The organism is Candidatus Kurthia intestinigallinarum (assembly GCF_003991225.1).
Lineage (GTDB): Bacteria > Bacillota > Bacilli > Bacillales_A > Planococcaceae > Kurthia > Kurthia populi.
In genome coordinates, this window is record NZ_JTFC01000032.1 from 64891 (window position 1) to 83282 (window position 18392).

At 37.7% G+C, this 18392-nt stretch carries 20 protein-coding genes; 18 read left to right on the plus strand and 2 right to left on the minus strand.

Annotated elements, in window-relative coordinates; all coding sequences use genetic code 11:
* Positions 1-31: 31 nt before the first annotated feature.
* Positions 32-679 (minus strand): hypothetical protein, encoded by a 648-nt coding sequence (locus QI30_RS13305; protein ID WP_126991107.1) that lies wholly within the window; start codon positions 677-679, stop codon positions 32-34.
* Between the two features lie 113 nt (positions 680-792).
* On the opposite strand from QI30_RS13305, the gene QI30_RS13310 reads away from it, so the two are divergent.
* Both QI30_RS13310 and QI30_RS13315 read left to right on the plus strand, forming a co-directional pair.
* Entirely contained in the window at positions 793-1554 is a 762-nt protein-coding gene (locus tag QI30_RS13310) for a tRNA threonylcarbamoyladenosine dehydratase (RefSeq protein WP_126991108.1), read from the plus strand.
* A 107-nt stretch (positions 1555-1661) separates the two neighbouring features.
* Entirely contained in the window at positions 1662-2384 is a 723-nt protein-coding gene (locus QI30_RS13315) for a GntR family transcriptional regulator (RefSeq protein WP_126991109.1), read from the plus strand.
* A gap of 44 nt (positions 2385-2428) precedes the next feature.
* On the opposite strand, the gene QI30_RS13320 is transcribed toward QI30_RS13315, so the two are convergent.
* On the minus strand, positions 2429-3718 hold the full coding sequence (locus QI30_RS13320; RefSeq protein WP_126991110.1) for a replication-associated recombination protein A: 1290 nt from the start codon (positions 3716-3718) through the stop codon (positions 2429-2431).
* Between the two features lie 108 nt (positions 3719-3826).
* Between QI30_RS13320 and cymR the strand changes: the two genes are divergently transcribed.
* From cymR to QI30_RS13400, 16 genes are all read left to right on the plus strand, one after another.
* Positions 3827-4246, plus strand: a complete 420-nt coding sequence (gene cymR, locus QI30_RS13325) for a cysteine metabolism transcriptional regulator CymR (protein WP_126991111.1) — start codon at positions 3827-3829, stop codon at positions 4244-4246.
* 45 nt (positions 4247-4291) lie between these two features.
* Complete coding sequence (locus QI30_RS13330) at positions 4292-5434, plus strand: cysteine desulfurase family protein (protein WP_126991112.1); 1143 nt, start codon at positions 4292-4294, stop codon at positions 5432-5434.
* 22 nt (positions 5435-5456) lie between these two features.
* Complete coding sequence (mnmA, locus tag QI30_RS13335) at positions 5457-6584, plus strand: tRNA 2-thiouridine(34) synthase MnmA (protein WP_126991113.1); 1128 nt, start codon at positions 5457-5459, stop codon at positions 6582-6584.
* A gap of 14 nt (positions 6585-6598) precedes the next feature.
* On the plus strand, positions 6599-7258 hold the full coding sequence (locus tag QI30_RS13340; protein WP_126991114.1) for a tetratricopeptide repeat protein: 660 nt from the start codon (positions 6599-6601) through the stop codon (positions 7256-7258).
* A gap of 15 nt (positions 7259-7273) precedes the next feature.
* Entirely contained in the window at positions 7274-9679 is a 2406-nt protein-coding gene (gene recD2 / locus QI30_RS13345) for an SF1B family DNA helicase RecD2 (protein ID WP_126991115.1), read from the plus strand.
* Positions 9680-10014: 335 nt separating this feature from the next.
* On the plus strand, positions 10015-12675 hold the full coding sequence (gene alaS, locus QI30_RS13350; protein WP_126991116.1) for an alanine--tRNA ligase: 2661 nt from the start codon (positions 10015-10017) through the stop codon (positions 12673-12675).
* Between the two features lie 66 nt (positions 12676-12741).
* Entirely contained in the window at positions 12742-13011 is a 270-nt protein-coding gene (locus tag QI30_RS13355; RefSeq protein WP_126991117.1) for an IreB family regulatory phosphoprotein, read from the plus strand.
* Positions 13011-13430 (plus strand): Holliday junction resolvase RuvX, encoded by a 420-nt coding sequence (gene ruvX / locus QI30_RS13360; RefSeq protein ID WP_126991118.1) that lies wholly within the window; start codon positions 13011-13013, stop codon positions 13428-13430. The genes QI30_RS13355 and ruvX overlap by 1 nt, the downstream gene beginning before the upstream one ends.
* 11 nt (positions 13431-13441) lie before the next feature.
* Positions 13442-13723 (plus strand): DUF1292 domain-containing protein, encoded by a 282-nt coding sequence (locus QI30_RS13365; protein WP_126991119.1) that lies wholly within the window; start codon positions 13442-13444, stop codon positions 13721-13723.
* Positions 13724-13735: 12 nt separating this feature from the next.
* Positions 13736-14062 (plus strand): hypothetical protein, encoded by a 327-nt coding sequence (locus tag QI30_RS13370; protein ID WP_126991120.1) that lies wholly within the window; start codon positions 13736-13738, stop codon positions 14060-14062.
* A gap of 14 nt (positions 14063-14076) precedes the next feature.
* Positions 14077-14628 (plus strand): DUF1292 domain-containing protein, encoded by a 552-nt coding sequence (locus QI30_RS13375; protein ID WP_126991121.1) that lies wholly within the window; start codon positions 14077-14079, stop codon positions 14626-14628.
* Between the two features lie 12 nt (positions 14629-14640).
* Positions 14641-15159 (plus strand): DUF1292 domain-containing protein, encoded by a 519-nt coding sequence (locus QI30_RS13380; protein ID WP_233600588.1) that lies wholly within the window; start codon positions 14641-14643, stop codon positions 15157-15159.
* Positions 15160-15173: 14 nt separating this feature from the next.
* Entirely contained in the window at positions 15174-15461 is a 288-nt protein-coding gene (locus tag QI30_RS13385) for a DUF1292 domain-containing protein (RefSeq protein WP_126991123.1), read from the plus strand.
* A 92-nt stretch (positions 15462-15553) separates the two neighbouring features.
* Entirely contained in the window at positions 15554-16669 is a 1116-nt protein-coding gene (gene mltG, locus QI30_RS13390) for an endolytic transglycosylase MltG (protein ID WP_126991124.1), read from the plus strand.
* Between the two features lie 137 nt (positions 16670-16806).
* Entirely contained in the window at positions 16807-17439 is a 633-nt protein-coding gene (locus tag QI30_RS13395) for an O-methyltransferase (protein ID WP_126991125.1), read from the plus strand.
* 14 nt (positions 17440-17453) lie between these two features.
* Positions 17454-18383, plus strand: a complete 930-nt coding sequence (locus tag QI30_RS13400) for a peptidase U32 family protein (protein ID WP_126991126.1) — start codon at positions 17454-17456, stop codon at positions 18381-18383.
* The last annotated feature ends 9 nt before the right edge of the window (positions 18384-18392 follow it).

Consider the following 18392-nt stretch of genomic DNA (forward strand, 5'->3'; position numbering starts at 1 on the left):
ATGCTTTAATTAAAAAAGTCAGGAATCTTATTCAAAATAAGATTCCTGACTTTTTCGTTTTAATTGTTATTGCGTCAGTTGTTTTTGATTCGATTTTATAACCAAGTTCTTTTCGTAAGTAAAATGTAGTATCTTTTGTTTTAATTAAAAAATAATTGGCTGTAATTGAATTTGTGAAAACATTGTTGAATATCGTATTATTTGCATCAAATGAAATAGATGTACCATTACTATCATGTGTTACAAAAACATGTTTATCAGTCTGTGCATTATTTGCACGTAAATAAGGTGCTAAATTTTCAGCATGATACACTTGTTGTAGAGCAGTTTGCTGAAATTGTTCATTCAGTTTTTCAGCATTTGCTAATTGATAGCGTAATGTTTGCTGCTGTTTACTTGTTAAAACCGGTTTTTTACGCAAAACAAATGAATTTAACCAGGATTGTTGTTCTAAAACATAGCTTGCTGGAAAGATAAAATTCTCATGTTGATCGACTTTTTGTATATTGTTTTTTGACGGTTCTGTCATAAAGCGTGCTTGCGCGTTAACGTAGTCGTCATAATTTTTTTGTAGCTGTGCGTAGCTTGTGTCGAGTGAGGGATAAAAAGATGACGCAATGACAGCACCGATTAGCGCGAAAATAAGAGCATTTAGCGTAAAATTAAAAATAGCACGCATAGTGGAATTCCTCCAATTCTTAGTTGGTTACTTGCAATTTTGAAGCGAATTGTTTATATTTTGAGAGACGCCTACTTTTAAGTAGGAATTTTAAACACAACGGAGTGAATGATATGTTACACCAATTTTCACGTAATGAACTAGCGATTGGTCAAGAAGGCCTTGAACTATTAAAAAATACAACAGTTGCCATCTTAGGTGTTGGTGGCGTTGGCTCATTTGCAGCAGAAGCTGTGGCACGTAGTGGCGTTGGCCGTATTATCTTAGTTGATAAGGATGATGTTGATATCACAAATATTAACCGTCAACTAGTAGCGTATATGTCAACAATCGGTAAATCAAAATCTGCTGTAATGAAAGAACGTATTGCAGATATTAACCCAGATTGTGAAGTCATTGATTTGCACATGTTTTATACAGAAGAAACATATGAAAAATTCTTCAGCTATAACCCTGATTATGTAATTGATGCAAGTGATACAGTTATTTATAAAATTCATATTATGAAAGAATGTCTAAAGCGTAATGTGAAAATCATTTCAAGTATGGGTGCTGCAAATAAAATGGATCCAACACGCTTCCGTATTGCCGATATTTCACAAACATTTATGGATCCACTTGCAAAAGTTATCCGTGTGAAACTTCGTAAAGAAGGTATCAAAAAAGGCATTCCAGTTATTTTTTCTGATGAAAGTCCTATTGTAATTCGTCCAGATGTGGCGGAAACAGTTGGTAAACCAGAAGCTGAAATTCGTAAAGCGAAAATGCCTCCATCATCAAATGCATTTGTTCCATCATCAGTTGGATTGATTGCAGCGAGTTGGGTGATTCGTGATATTTTGAGCGATATCACAATTACTCGTGTGCAAGGTTAATCATAGCATAATTTTATTGACTGTCCGAGTTGTATCGGGCAGTTTTTTTGTTATATGATGAATATTAGCGGTATAGACAACTAGGACTAATCAGGGGGAGCGGGGAAATGATTAATAAACGTTCACACATTCCGGTGTATATGCAAATTGAAGAACAATTAAAAAAGAAAATAGCAGAAGGAATTTATAAGGTAGGACAGGTAATTCCTTCAGAGCGCGAATTGGCTTTGCAGTATGATGTAAGTCGAATGACGGTAAGACAAGCGATTACAAATTTAGTGAATGATGGCTTATTATACCGTGAAAAAGGGCGTGGTACCTTTGTTTCAAGTCCTAAGCTTGAACAACCTTTAAACGGCTTAACAAGCTTTACTGAGGATATGTTAGCGCGAGGTATGGTTCCAAGTAGCCAACTTGTAAAGTTTGAACGAAAACCTGCACCATTTGAATTGGCACAAGATTTATTAATAGAGTCAGGAGAAGATGTTTATTCAATCATGCGTATTCGTAATGCGGACGGGGAACCAATGGCGATAGAGCGAACGTATTTGCCAGCAAAATTATTCCCAGGCTTAACAGCTGAAAAATTACAAACATCTCTTTACTCATTAATTGAATCCCACTATCAATTGACAATTGGTAATGCAATTCAGCAAATGGAAGCCGCTTTGACAACAAAAGAAGATGCGCAATTTTTACATATTCCACCTAGTGGGGTCGTATTATTAATTAAGCGAACAAGTTTTTTAGATAGTGGGCAACCTTTTGAAATTGTTCGTAGTGTGTATCGTGCAGACCGGTATAAATTTATTAGTGAAATTCAGCGTTAAAATAAAAAGTCGAAATCTAATATAAAGATTTCGACTTTTTACGTTTATTTATGGTCTTTCTTCGAGCTATTCAAATGGTCATAAATACCGGCCATTCGCTTTTCTTGTCCGGCTATAACTGGTTTGTAGAATTCGGTACCAACAAGATTGTCTGGTAAGTATTGTTGATCAACCCACCCACCAAATGTACCTACAGGTGTATTGTGAGGATATTGATAGCCTTCAACGCCTAATGTTTTGGCACCACTGTAATGTGCATCTCTCAAATGCATGGGGATATCGCCAGTTTTGCCACTATGAATCGCTTCGATTGCTTTATCAATTGCAAGGATGGCTGAATTGGATTTTTCAGCTAAGCACATTTCAATCACTGCATGTGCTAGAGGAATTCGTGCTTCTGGCATGCCTAAACGTTCAGCAGATTGACAAGCTGCAAGGACATGACTTCCAATTTCAGGTGCGGCTAATCCGATATCTTCATAGCCCATCACAAGAAGTCTTCGTGAAACAGCTACAAGATCGCCATTTTCAAGGCACATTGCTAAATAGTATAGTGCCGCATTGACATCACTACCGCGTACAGATTTTTGGAGTGCAGATAATAAATTATAAAACTGACTGCCCTTTTTATCACCATAAACACCAATGCGCTCAGCCAGTTGATCAAGTGTGCGGTCTTTAATAATGGCCACATCTTCTACTTCATCAGAAGCGTAATAAGCAGATTCAAGTAATGTCAATGCCTTGCGACCGTCACCATTACTTGCTATTGCTATTTTTTCGAGCTGTTCATTTGCTATTTTTATTTTGTAGTGACCTAAACCACGCTTTTCATCTTTCAGTGCACGGTTTAAGAGATCAATTAAATCATGGTTTGTTAATCTCTTTAATTGTTTGATTTCTCCACAACGAGAGCGAATGGCAGGATTGACATCATGGAATGGATTTTCTGTTGTCGCCCCAATTAAAATGACCTTGCCACTTTCTACATGAGGAAGTAATGTATCTTGCTGTAGTTTATTAAAACGATGAATTTCGTCTAAAAAAAGTAGCACAGTTCCTTGTAGATTTGCTTCTATTACAATATCTTCTACATCTTTTTTGCCAGCGCGTGTTGCATTCAATGCATAAAATGGCAATTTACTCGTTCCTGCAATTGCAAAAGCGAGTGATGTTTTGCCGATACCAGGCTCACCGTATAAAAGCATTGATGGCACATGCCCCTTTTGAATCATTTTATATAACGTCGTTTCTGGGCCAATAAAGTCGCGGTGTCCGATAACATCATCGAGCATTTTTGGACGCATACGATAGGCAAGAGGTTCATTGGACATAAAAATCACTCCTTTTTCGTACTATTTATGATAGTTGAAAACCGAGTGAATTGGAAGGGAATATGCTATACTTAGGTGATAACAGTATTATGAAGCAGAGGTGTCTATATGAAAATTTCAACTAAAGGACGATACGGTCTTACAATTATGATCGAACTATCAAAACAATATGGTCAGGGGCCGATTCCATTGCGCCAAATTGCCTCAGAAAATCATCTTTCTGAAGCCTACTTAGAACAATTAGTATCACCACTACGTAACTCAGGACTTGTGAAAAGTGTACGAGGTGCTTACGGCGGTTATATGTTAGCGAAGCCACCACATTTGATTTCTGCAGCGGATGTCATTAAAGTGCTAGAAGGACCAATTCAACCGGTTGAGGGAATCGAAAATGAAGCACCACCACAACGTGAGCTATGGATTCGTGTGCGTGATGCTGTTAAAGAAGTGTTAGATAAAACAAATTTAGAAGACTTAGCAAAATATACAGAGTCAACAGACGACAGTAATTACATGTTCTATATTTAAGAAACAACTGCAGCACAAGCTGTACGATTAAAGGAGATTTTTTTAATGACTGAAATTTATCTAGACCACGCAGCGACGTCTCCGATGCATCCAGAAGTAATCGATGCAATGGTAGCGGTTATGAATGATGTATATGGAAATCCTTCATCTATTCATGGCATTGGTCGACACGCGCGCAAATATTTAGACAATGCGCGTGGCTTTATTGCGCGCTCAATTGGGGCGAAAGACCATGAAATTGTCCTGACAAGTGGAGGTTCTGAAGCGGATAATTTGGCAATTTTCGGCACAGCTTATGCGCATCAAAATGAAGGCCGACATATTATTACAACACAGGTGGAACATCATGCGGTCCTTCGTGCATGTGAACGGCTTGAAAAAGAAGGATTTGACGTGACATATCTTCCTGTTGACAAACATGGTATGATTGCTATCGACGACTTCAAACGTGCATTACGTGACGATACCATTCTCGTTACGATTATGTACGGGAACAATGAAGTAGGTACGAAGCAACCAATTGCTGAAATTGGGGCGCTATTAAAAGACCATACCGCTACATTCCATACAGATGCGGTACAAGCGTTTGGTTTAGAAAAAATCGATGTTGATGCACTCGGGGTTGATTTATTATCAACTTCTGCACATAAATTGAACGGTCCAAAAGGAATAGGTTTTCTCTATGAACGTCCAAAAGCGCATTTACAATCCCTTATTGTTGGTGGGGATCAAGAGCGAAAACGTCGTGCAAGTACAGAAAATGTTCCAGCAGTCGTCGGCTTTGCAAAGGCAGTAGAGCTAGCGCAAAGTTCTATGGAAGAAAAAGCAACAGAATATGCGCGTTATCGTCAAATGCTTCTTTCAGCATTTGACGAAGCGGGTATAGCCTACCATGTTAATGGAGATGCCCTTCACGCATTACCCCATGTGCTCAATGTGAGTTTCAATGGTATGGATGTTGAATCATTCTTAATCAATCTAGATATCGAAGGAATTGCTGTTTCAAGTGGTTCTGCTTGTACAGCAGGCTCATTAGAACCTTCTCATGTATTACTTGCTATGTATGGCAAAGGAGCAGAGGAATTACGTAATTCGATTCGTTTTAGCTTTGGTTATGGTTTGGATTCAGCGCAAATCAAACGTGCAGCACAAACCGTTATTGGTATTGTGAAACGTTTAACGAAATAACAAGAAAAGGTGAAGTAAAACAATGACAAAAGCAGTAAAAGATCCATCAGAAACACGTGTCGTAGTCGGCATGTCAGGAGGCGTCGATTCATCCGTGACGGCTCATATTTTAAAAGAGCAAGGATACGATGTAATCGGTATTTTTATGAAAAACTGGGATGACACAGACGAAAATGGTATGTGTACAGCAACAGAAGATTATGAAGATGTTATTAAAGTATGTAACCAAATTGGGATTCCATACTACGCCGTAAACTTTGAAAAAGAATATTGGGATAAAGTATTTACGTACTTCCTTGAAGAATATAAAGCAGGTCGTACACCAAACCCAGATGTTATGTGTAACAAAGAAATTAAGTTTAAAGCGTTTCTTGAACATGCATTACGTCTTGGCGCAGATTATGTGGCGACGGGTCACTATGCGCGTATGGGAACGGATGTAGACGGTAATCGTGTCATGCTCCGTGGTGTTGATGATAATAAAGATCAAACGTACTTCTTGAACCAATTATCACCTGAACAATTAGAACATGTTATGTTCCCAATCGGTGAAATTGTCAAACCACGTGTACGTGAAATCGCAGCAGAAGCAGAGCTTGCGACTGCGAAGAAAAAAGATTCAACAGGTATTTGTTTCATTGGTGAACGTAACTTTAAAGAGTTCTTAAGCCAGTACTTACCCGCACAACCAGGCAATATGGAAACATTTGATGGTGTAGTAATGGGCAAACATGATGGCTTAATGTATTACACATTAGGGCAACGTCACGGTCTAGGAATCGGTGGTGACGGGGAACCTTGGTTTGTTGTCGGAAAAGATTTAGAACGTAATGTATTACTTGTAGGTCAAGGTTTCCACAATGATAAATTATATTCAACAAGCTTAACGGCCGTAAAAACAAGTTTCTCAACAAAACGTGAATTACCACAAAAATTCGACTGTACAGCGAAATTCCGCTATCGTCAAACAGATGTACCAGTGACCGTTGAAATTACAGGTGATGATCAATGGCATGTAACGTTCTCAGAACCAACTCGTGCGATTACGCCAGGACAATCTGTTGTATTATATGACGGGGAAGTGTGCTTAGGTGGCGCAACAATCGATGAAGTATTTAAAGACGGCGAAAAATTAACATATGTAGGATAATAGAGGTGTCACAATTGAATTATAATGAAGAAGGCATCAAAGCGATGCAAGAAGAACGCTTTGAAGATGCTGTAAAAGCATTTACGCAAGCAATCGAAGAAAAACCTGAAGAAACAGTTGGTTATATTAATTTTGGTAACTTACTTGCAGGTATGAATGATATGGAACGTGCAGAACGATTTTTCCAAAAAGCGATTTCATTAGATGAAGAAGCAGCAACAGCTTATTACGGCTTAGCAAATCTTTATTATAATAATGAGCGTTATGAAGAAGCAGCTAAAATTTACGAACGTTCAATTCGCGCAGGTATTGAAGGTCCAGATGCATACTATATGTTAGCGAAATCATTTGAACATGCTGGGAATTTAAAACTTGCACTACCATATATGCAGCGTGCAGCAGAATTAGCACCTGAAGATATTCAAGTGCGCTTAGCGAATGCGATTTTAATGGCATCACTTGAAATGTTTGATTTTGCAAAACCAGAGCTTGAAGCTGTGCTTGTATTGGATGAAAATAACGCAGATGCTTATTACAATTTAGGTGTTTTATATGCAGTTTCAACAGATGATGTAGAAGCGGCAAAAACACATTTGTTAAAGGCGCTTGAAATTGCGCCACAGTTTGATCAAGCAAAATATATTTACGATATGCTTATGCAACGTAAAGACTAATAGGAGGTGACAGTGTTGACTGAAAATTTATCACTTTTTGCGGAAGAACCGCTCTTTGTGGTGGGTCGACCTGTCGTCTCCATTTTTCATAATAAGGAAAATTTATTTTCGATTATTAAGTTGAAAATTCAGGAGACGAATCTAGATTATAAAGAAAAAGAAATTATCGTCGCAGGTTATTTTCCACAAGTCGATACGGAAGCAATGTATCGTTTTCAAGGAAATTTAAAGCAACATCCAAAATATGGTCTGCAATTTCAAGCAACTTCATTTGAAAAAGAAATCCCAGCAACTGAAGTAGGTGTTATTCAATATTTATCGAGTGATTTATTTCCTGGTATTGGTAAGCGGACAGCAGAACTTATTGTTGAAAAACTAGGACCTAATGCCATAAAAAAAATCATTGAAGAGCCCGATGCTCTTGATAATGTCCCTCGTTTAAAAGATGATAAAAAAGAGACCCTTCGAGAAGTGTTAAAAGCCAATCTTGGTATGGACCGTATTTTAATCAAGCTTGGCGAATGGGGATTTGGCCCACAGATTGCAGTACGTATTTATCAAAAATATGAAGGTAAAACACTTCAAATACTACAAGAAAACCCATATCGCTTAATCGAAGATGTAAGTGGCATCGGTTTTAATCGCGCAGATGATTTAGGGGAGCAACTTGAAATTACAGGAGACAATCCTGGACGAATTAAAGCAGCTATACTGCATTTGTTAAATCAAATGGCTTTATCAGAAGGTCATGTCTATATGGAAGCCCAGGATTTAATTGTTGAGGCAAAAGATTTATTAGAGAAAAGTCAGCCTGTCACGATTTCAATCGAAGCGATTTCAAACTCAATTATTGATCTTGGAAAAAACGGCAAAATTTGTGGTGAAGCGCAGCGTTTATATATGCCATCTCTTTATTATTCTGAAGTTGGTATTGCTGAGAAATTAGTAGAGTTAATCGGACGCAATGAGGAGCAATCTGCTTTTCCTAGCTCAGAGATTCGTAAATGGATTGGGGATGCAGAAGAACGCTTTAATGTTGTTTATGCTGAGCCACAAGTAAATGCAATTGTGACAGCAATTAATAGTGCTGCGATGATTTTGACAGGGGGACCAGGTACAGGGAAAACAACGGTTGTACGTGGGATTGTAGATGTGTATGCTGAACTTCATGGACTTTCACTTGATATGAAAGAATATGATAAGGATACGCCGTTTCCAATTGTTCTTGCCGCACCAACAGGTCGCGCTGCGAAACGTTTAAGTGAGTCAACAGGGCTTCCTGCGCAAACAATTCACCGCTTATTAGGGTTTACAGGACAAGAAGACCCAGAAGAAGATACAGAACGTGATATTGTCGGGAAATTAATTATTATTGATGAAATGTCAATGGTGGATACCTGGCTTGCCTATCAGCTTCTTAGAGCGTTACCTGAAGACTGCCAAATTATTTTTGTGGGGGATCAGGACCAATTACCACCTGTTGGCCCAGGGCAAGTATTGAAGGATATGCTTGATTCACATGTTGTACCAACTGTGGAATTAGGACAGGTATATCGTCAAGCAAGTGGTTCGTCTATTGTAGAGATGGCCCACCAATTGAAGCATAATATCATTCCACCAGATTTGACAGCTAAGACAGCTGACCGTTCTTTTATCAAGTCCAACGCAGCTCAAATTCCAACTGTTGTATCACAAATTATTCAAAGTGCGCTGAAAAAAGGATTTACGATTTATGATGTGCAAGTATTAGCCCCTATGTATCGCGGGGATGCGGGAATTGATAATTTAAATCGTATGATTCAAGAGCTAGTGAATCCGAAAAAGAGTATAAAAACAAAGGAAATGGCTTTTGGTGATACAACGTACCGTATCGGCGATAAAGTATTGCAACTGGTTAATCAACCACAAAGTAATGTTTTTAACGGAGATATGGGTGAAGTTATTGCAATTTTCCGTGCGAAAGAAACGACCGATAATGTCGATCAGTTAATTGTGTCATTTGACGGTAATGAAGTGACATATTCACGTGGAGATTTAAGTCAATTAACACTTGCTTATTGTTGTTCGATTCATAAGTCACAAGGCAGTGAATTTCCAATGGTCATTATGCCTGTTGTAAGAAGCTACTATAAAATGTTGCGAAAAAATTTACTATATACTGGATTGACACGTGCCAAAGACTTTTTAATTTTATGTGGAGAACCGGATACCTTTGTTCGAGGTATTCAAAATATTGCAGATGTATCACGTCGTACAACACTTGTAGGACGATTAACAGGCGAAGTTGAATCTGAAGAAGTACCAGCTGAGGAAACCGATTATTCAACGGATAATTCGGAGAAACGTCTCACAACGGAAAATATTACAACTATTGATCCGATGATTGGGATGGACAGCGTGACACCACAGCAGTTTCTTTAATACTAGCAATTGACACTGTCAGACCTTTTTCTTATAATCATCTATAGAATAGATGAAAACGATGACGGAAAAAGTACGATAGTGATGTAATGCAAAGAAAGAGATTCCTTGGCTGTGAGAATTTCCTTACATTTTATCCGAAAGCTAATCCGGAGTGCAGCCAATCACTGCCGTTCACTACGTTATAGTGCTAAGAGATACATAGCTTTTGCTGTGTATGAATTAGGGTGGTACCACGAAAACGTTCCAATAGTTCTCGTCCCTTTCTAGGGATGGGGACTTTTTATTTTGTGCTTGCCCATCGCAATCATCATTATCTAGGAGGAATATATACAATGAAAGCATCAGAAATTCGCCGTAAATATATCGAATTTTTCGTAGAGAAAAATCACAAACAAGAGCCAAGTATGCCGCTTGTTCCAATCAATGATAACTCGTTACTATGGATTAACTCAGGTGTTGCTACATTAAAAAAATATTTTGATGGCTCGGTTATCCCAGATAATCCACGTATTACAAATGCACAAAAAGCCATCCGTACAAATGATATTGAAAACGTTGGTAAAACAGCACGTCACCATACATTCTTTGAAATGCTAGGCAACTTTTCAATTGGCGATTATTTCAAAAAAGAAGCGATTCACTATGCATGGGAATTCTTAACAGATCCAAAATGGATGGGCTTTGATGGTGAAAAATTATCAATTACAATCCACCCTGAAGATGTAGAAGCTTATAACATTTGGAAAGATGAAATTGGTATTCCTGAAGAACGATTAATTCGTCTTGAAGGAAACTTCTGGGATATTGGCGAAGGTCCTTCAGGTCCAAACTCTGAAATCTTCTATGACCGTGGTGAAGAATATGGTAATGACCCAACAGATCCAGAATTATATACAGGTGGCGAAAACGAACGTTACCTTGAAATTTGGAACTTAGTATTCTCTCAATTCAACCATAATCCAGATGGCACATACACACCACTTCCAAAACAAAATATTGATACTGGTATGGGACTAGAACGTATGGCATCTGTTGTACAAGATGTTCCAACAAACTACGATACAGATTTATTCATGCCTATTATTGAAAAAATCGAACAGTTTGCAAATCGTAAATACAAACGTCCTGGTGAAGTAGATTTATCAGAAATCTTCGGTTCTGAAGAAGATATCAATACACCATTTAAAGTTATTGCAGACCATATTCGTACTGTTGCATTTGCAATTGGTGATGGCGCGCTTCCATCAAATGAAGGTCGCGGATATGTATTACGTCGTTTATTACGTCGTGCAGTACGTTATGCAAAACAAATCGGTATTGAAAAACCATTTATGTTTGAATTAGTACCAACAGTTGGGGAAGTAATGAAAGATTTCTACCCAGAAGTAGATGAAAAAGAAGCATTTATCATGAAAGTCGTGAAAAATGAAGAAATCCGTTTCCACGAAACTTTAGATGGTGGTCTTTCTATTTTCAATGAAGTAGTAGAAGCACAAAAAGCTAAAGGTGAAACATTTATCCCTGGTGCTGACGCATTCCGTTTATATGACACATATGGCTTCCCTGTAGAATTAACAGAAGAGTATGCAGCTGAAGTGGATATGACAGTTGATGCAGCAGGCTTTGAAAAAGAAATGGAAGCACAACGTGAACGCGCACGCGCAGCACGTCAAGATGTTGATTCAATGCATGTACAATCAGAAGTGTTAGCAAACTTAACGCAAGCATCTGAATTTGTTGGATATGACACATTAGATGTAGATACACAAGTTGTTGCAATGATTGCTGGGGGCCAAGAAGTATCAGTAGCATCTGAAGGTGACGAAGTGTTAGTTATTCTATCTCAAACACCATTCTATGCTGAAATGGGTGGTCAAGTAGCCGATAGTGGTACGATTTCAAACGAAGCATTCACAGCCACTGTAAAAGACGTACAAAAAGCACCAAATGGTCAACCATTACACACAATCATCGTAGAAAGTGGCGAATTAGCATTAAATGCAGATGTTCATGCAACTGTAAATCGTGAAGCACGTAATTTAATCGTGAAAAACCATACAGCAACACACTTAATGCAATCTGCACTTAAACATGTATTAGGCGACCACGTTAACCAAGCAGGTTCTTATGTAGGTCCAGATCGTCTACGCTTTGACTTCTCTCACTTCGGTGCTGTAACAAAAGAAGAGTTAGAACAAATTGAATTAGAAGTGAATGAAAAGATTTGGGACGATATCGAAGTAATCATTCAAGAAATGCCAATCGACGCTGCAAAAGCAATGGGCGCAATGGCGTTATTCGGTGAAAAATACGGTGACGTTGTACGCGTTGTTCAAGTATCAGATTACTCAATCGAACTTTGTGGTGGTATTCATGTAAAACGTTCATCTGAAATTGGTTTATTCAAAATCGTTTCTGAAGGCGGAATTGGCGCTGGCACTCGTCGTATCGAGGCAGTAACAGGTAAAGAAGCTTATAAAGCAGTAAAAGAAGAACAACATATACTTGAAGCAACAGCAGCATTAGTAAAAGCAAATCCAAAAGATTTAATAATGCGCATTGAAAACTTACAACATGAATTAAAAGAACAACAACGTGAAAATGAATCATTATCTGCAAAAATTGCTGCAGCACAAGCTGGTGACATTTTAAATAATGCGCAAGAAATTAATGGTGTAACGGTTCTTGCAACACGCGTTGAAGCAAAAGACAATGGTCAACTTCGTCAATTAATGGATGACTTAAAAGCGAAAATGAACAATGCAGTTATCGTTCTTGGTGCAGTAGCAGATGCCAAAGTTATGCTTTGTGCAGGTGTAACAAAGGATATCGCGGGTAAAGATTACCATGCAGGTAATATCGTGAAATCTGTAGCAGAGCAATGTGGCGGTAAAGGTGGCGGTCGCCCAGATATGGCGATGGCTGGTGCAAAAGACGCTTCGAAACTTGATACTGCATTACAATCTGTATACGAAACAGTTAAATCAGTTTAAAACCATCATTAATTCCGTTATACTCTAGGTATATGGTTTCTAATGAATCTGAGAGGGGTGCATTGCATGAGTAAGTTCGATCAAACGATGAAATTTAATTTCCCGGAAGAATCTATGGAACAGGAAGTAAAGGAAACAGTGCTTTCTGTACATGCGGCACTAGAAGAAAAAGGCTACAATCCGGTCAATCAAATTGTTGGATATTTATTATCTGGCGATCCGGCCTATATCCCACGTCATCAAGATGCACGTGCAAAAATGCGTAAACTTGAGCGTGATGAGATTGTTGAAGAATTAGTAAAGTTTTATATCAAAAAGAATAACGAGGCAAAATAATGCGAGCAATGGGTTTAGACGTCGGTACAAAAACAGTTGGTGTTGCAGTAAGTGACGCACTAGGCTGGACAGCACAAGGTATCGAAACAATTAAAATTAATGAAGAAAATGGCGAATTTGGATTGGCACGTGTTGGCGAATTAGTCAAAGAATACCGGGTAACAGAATTTGTTGTTGGCTTCCCAAAAAACATGAATAATACAGTAGGTCCACGCGGTGAAGCATCAATCGCATATAAAGAAAAATTAGAAGAAAAATTTTCGCTTCCAGTAACTTTATGGGATGAACGCTTAACAACAATGGCTGCAGAACGCGTGTTAATTGAAGCAGATGTACGTCGGAAAAATCGTAAAAAAGTAATCGATAAAATGGCAGCTGTAATGATTTTACAAGGCTATTTAGATCGCAAATCATTTTAGAGGTGACAAACATGGAAGAAAATCAAACATTTATTATTGTTGACGAAGAAGGCGCAGAACATCAAGCCGTAATTGTCTACAAAATCGAACCATCAGATGAAGGCAATAAATTCGGCAAATCATATATCTTTTATTATGTAGAAGATGAATCAGATGAAGAAGATGTACGCGTATACGTAGCGTCAATCGACGAAAATGCTGAAGATGGCGAACTAGGCGATATCGAAACACCAGAAGAACAAGAATATATTGAAGATATCTTCAACAACCTAGAAGAAAATACAGAAGCATAGGAGACTACGAACGTGAGCGAAGAATTAAACAATGAAAACGTTGTAGCACAAGACATCGAAGCGCAAGAAGATCCATTTAAAGTCATTACATTAGTAGATGAAGATGGCAATGAAAATCTATACGAACAACTTTCTGTTATTACAAAAGAAGCAAAAGGTAATCGCTTTGGTAAACGCTTCGCATTATATGCGGCTGTCGGTTACGAAGAAGATGAAACAGGCAAAACAGATATTATTCCAGTAATTTTAACGGACGATGGGGAACTTGATTTAATTGAAAATACTTCTGAATGGAAGTTTATTGAATCAATTATTGAAGAGCAATCGAAACAATCATAAAAGGCGGCAAAAACATGAGCGAATTAGAACGTTTATATATCCACAATGATGAGGATAAAGAAATTGAATTAGTCGTTGTGAAGCGCTTTGAAGCAAATGATAAAAAATACATTATCTTTTATGCGACAAATGATGAAGCAGTTGGCAATGAAATCCAAGCTGCAACACTAGTACCGACAGAAATGGGCGGCGAAGCGTTCGGTGAAATTGAAACGCAAGAAGAAATGGATTTAATCAATGATATGTTAAATGATTTGGTTGAATCAGGTGACTTTAAACCTGAAGAAGGCCAGGGTCACGACCATGACCACAATCATGAAGAACATGACCATGAACATTTAGTAGCAGAAGATGACGAGGGAAATGAAATCGTTTTTGCAATCGAACGTCGTCTTGAAATCGATGGTAAAAACTACATCGTTTATTATGACGAAAATGAAACGCAACCTGTTATGCAGGCTGCTGAACTTGTAGATACTGAAAACGGTCAAGAATTATTCCCGATTGACAGTGAAGAAGAATGGACGTTAATTGACGAAGCATTACACAATACAGATAACGAATAGGGGATGTCACAGATGGCAGAGCACAACCATGAACATTTAGTAGCAGTAGATGAAAACGGAAACGAAATCGTTTTCGCAGTTATCGAACGCTTTGAAGCAAACGATAAAAACTTTATCTTATTTGCAGAAGAAAAAGAAGGCGGCTCTGAAGTTCAAGCAGCGGTTATCGTTGTGGATGCGGAAGGTAACGAAGATTTACAACCAATCGAATCGCCAGAAGATCAAGCGGCAGTAGCAGAAGTGCTAGAACGTTTATCAAATGGTGTCGATGAAGAAGCATCAGCTGAACATATCGTAGCAGTAGATGATAATGGTAACGAAATTAAATTTGTTGTTATCGCACGTTTCACTGTTGGCGAAAAAACATATGTTGCATTCGTTGAAGAAGAAGTAGAAGAACCTGAACTTCAAGTAGCAATCATCACAGAAAATGAAGCTGGCGAACAAGGATTAGCACCTATCGAATCTGATGAAGAGTTTGAAAAAGTGCAAGAAATCTTAAGTGAAATCTTATCTGGTCACGAAGACTAAGAGGAGCGTTATAAATGGCACAAGACTTTCATGGCCTAACATTCGTTGAATACGATGAAGACGGCGGCGAAACAGTTTACAAAATTTTATCTCGTGTTGAACCAACAAATAGTGAAAAAACGTATTTAATTTTCTGTGAAGATACAGATGATGAAACGGCAGAAATATTTATTGAAGCAGCAGAAGTATTACCAGCAGATGATGGTGGCGAAGCACTTTTTGAGATTGAATCAGAAGAAGAATGGGAAATGCTTGAAGAAGTTATTAATACCATTATGAGTTTAGACGATTCAGCAAACTAATTATAAAGATGAGGCATCGTTTTGTTGCCTCATTTTTTTGTGCAATCGAACAGAACCATGTATAATGAAATGTGGAAAAAGGAGGGTATGTTGTGGATTCTCAATCGTCTGAAAAACAACTGAAAAAATTAAAGCAACGTCAAAGCGAGCAAAAAATTGTGAAAAAAATCGTATTAATTACAACAGCAATTATTATCGCGCTCGTATTAATTGTCGGTGTAGGTGGATATTTCTACGTACAAGGTGCATTAAAACCTGTCGATACAGACTCTGATAAAAATGTTAAAATTGAAGTGCCAATTGGGTCATCAATTGATACAATCGCCGCAACATTAGAAGATAAGGGAATTATTAAGAATGCTAAAATCTTCAAATATTATACGAAATTTAATAATGGTGCAGGATTCCAAGCTGGTACTTATAAATTGTCTCCAGCAATGACAATCGAAGAAATTATTAAGAGTTTAAAAACTGGTAAGGTTTACCGAACACCAGAGTTTACATTAACCGTACCAGAAGGGCTTACAATCGATCAAATTGCTGAACGTGTTGCAAAAAATACGAATTATTCAAAAGAACAATTTATGGATTTAGTAACAAGCAAAGCATTTATTAAGAATATGAAAAAGCAATTCCCTGATACAGTAACAAAAGCAGTCAATGATAAAGATATTCGTTATGCATTAGAAGGATATTTATATCCTGCTACTTATTCATTCTATGAAAAAGAACCATCACTTGAAACAATCGCTACAGATATGGTTAAGCAAACCGATGCAATCGTCCAACAATACTTACCAACATTAAAAGAAAAGAAAATGTCGGTACATGAATTCTTAACATTTGCATCGTTACTTGAGCGTGAAGCAACAGCAAGTACAGATCGTGAAACCATTGCAAGTGTATTTTATAATCGTATTGAAGAAGGGATGCCACTTCAAACGGACCCAACTGTATTATATGCATTAGGAAAACATAAAAATCGAGTATTATACAAAGATTTAAAAGTGAAAAATCCGTATAACACATATACAAATAAAGGGTTACCACCAGGTCCAATTGCAAATGCAGGTATTGAATCATTAAAAGCAACAATTGACCCAGCTTCAACAGAGTATGTTTATTTTGTAGCAGATTCAGATGGTAAAAATCACTTTGCTAAAACATATGCAGAACATCAAAAAAATGTAGCAAAATACATTAAATAGTATTTAGAGAAAGAGTATTGCACAATGCAATGCTCTTTTTTTACGAAGTCGTGACACAATTGTTGTACTCTCGCTTTTTAGAGGCATTTATGATAGGATAAAGTGTATTTTGTATAGATGTAAGGAGAGCGTTAGACGTGAACATTTCAGATGCATACACGAACTCCTTCATTTCTGAGCGAAGTGATTTATTGCTAGAAATGGAACAGTTCGCAGAAGATAATTATGTGCCAATTATGCAATTACCGGCCATTGAAACATTGCTACAAATGTTACGCATTCAACAGCCTAAACGAATTTTAGAAGTAGGTAGTGCAATTGGCTATTCTGCTATTCGTATGGCAAGAGCAGTAAAACAGTGTAAAATTGTTACAATTGAACGTGACGAGACACGTATTGCGAATGCGAAAGGTTTTATAGCACGTTCAGAGGAAGCGGAGCGCATTGAGCTCATTGAAGGAGACGCATTAGAAGTAGATATCGCATCAAATCATGAAGCCTTTGACGCCGTCTTTATCGATGCGGCAAAAGGGCAATATCAAAAATTCTTTGATAAATATAGCCCACTTGTAAAACAAGGTGGTATTTTATATATCGACAACATGTATATGCATGGTTTGTCGGATTTAGACATGAAAGATGTACCTAGAAGAAAAAGAACAATGATTCGTAACCTACACCACTTTGCTGATTGGGTCATTCAAAACGACGATTACCAATCAACATTTTTCCCAATAGGTGATGGGTTATTAGTTTGTATTAAAAAGTAAGAGGTGACCTATCGATGAACAAACCTGAATTACTCGTAACACCAAAATCCGTTTCACATGTAGAAGCATTACTTGAAGCAGGAGCAGATGCCTTTTTAATTGGTGAAGAAAAATTTGGTTTACGTTTAGCAGGCGAATTTACATTGGAAGATGTAAAAACAATTACTACATTAGTCCATGCGGCAGGCAAGAAAGTATATGTCGCAATGAATGCGATTTTTCATAACGATCGTGTGCCACTGCTTGCACCTTATATGAAAGCTATTGATGAAATTGGTGTAGATGCCATTTATTTTGGTGATCCCGCAGTTGTTATGACAAAGCGCGAGTTAGACTCTAAAACGCCTTTACACTGGGATGCTGAGACGATTGCAACCAACTGGTTTCAAGCTAATTATTGGGGCAAACGAGGCGCTACACGTGCGTATCTTGCACGCGAGCTAGGTGTAGAAGAAATTATTGAAATTAAAGAAAATGCAGATGTGGAAATTGAAGTACAAGTACATGGAATGACTTGTATGTTCCAGTCTAAACGTCCTTTATTAGGTAATTATTTTTTATACCAAGGTAAAGCTATGGAAGTAGAAAATCGTAAAGAAGCACGTAATATGTTTTTATACGATAAAGAACGTGGCAATAAATATCCGATTTATGAAGATTATAATGGTACACATATCTACTCACCAGCAGATATGTGTATCATTGATGAGTTAGAAGAATTATTTGAAGCAAATATTGATGTGTTCCGTATTGAAGGGGTCCTTCATGAAGAAGCTTATATTGTAACGGTTGTAGAACAATACCGTAAAGCAATTGATGCATATTTCGAAAACGAAGATACTTATATCGATATGAAAGAAGAATTAGTCGAAGCGATTGAAGCGATTCAACCAGCATTACGTCCAATGGATACAGGCTTCTTCTTCAAAGAGACAGTTTACTAGGAGGGAGCA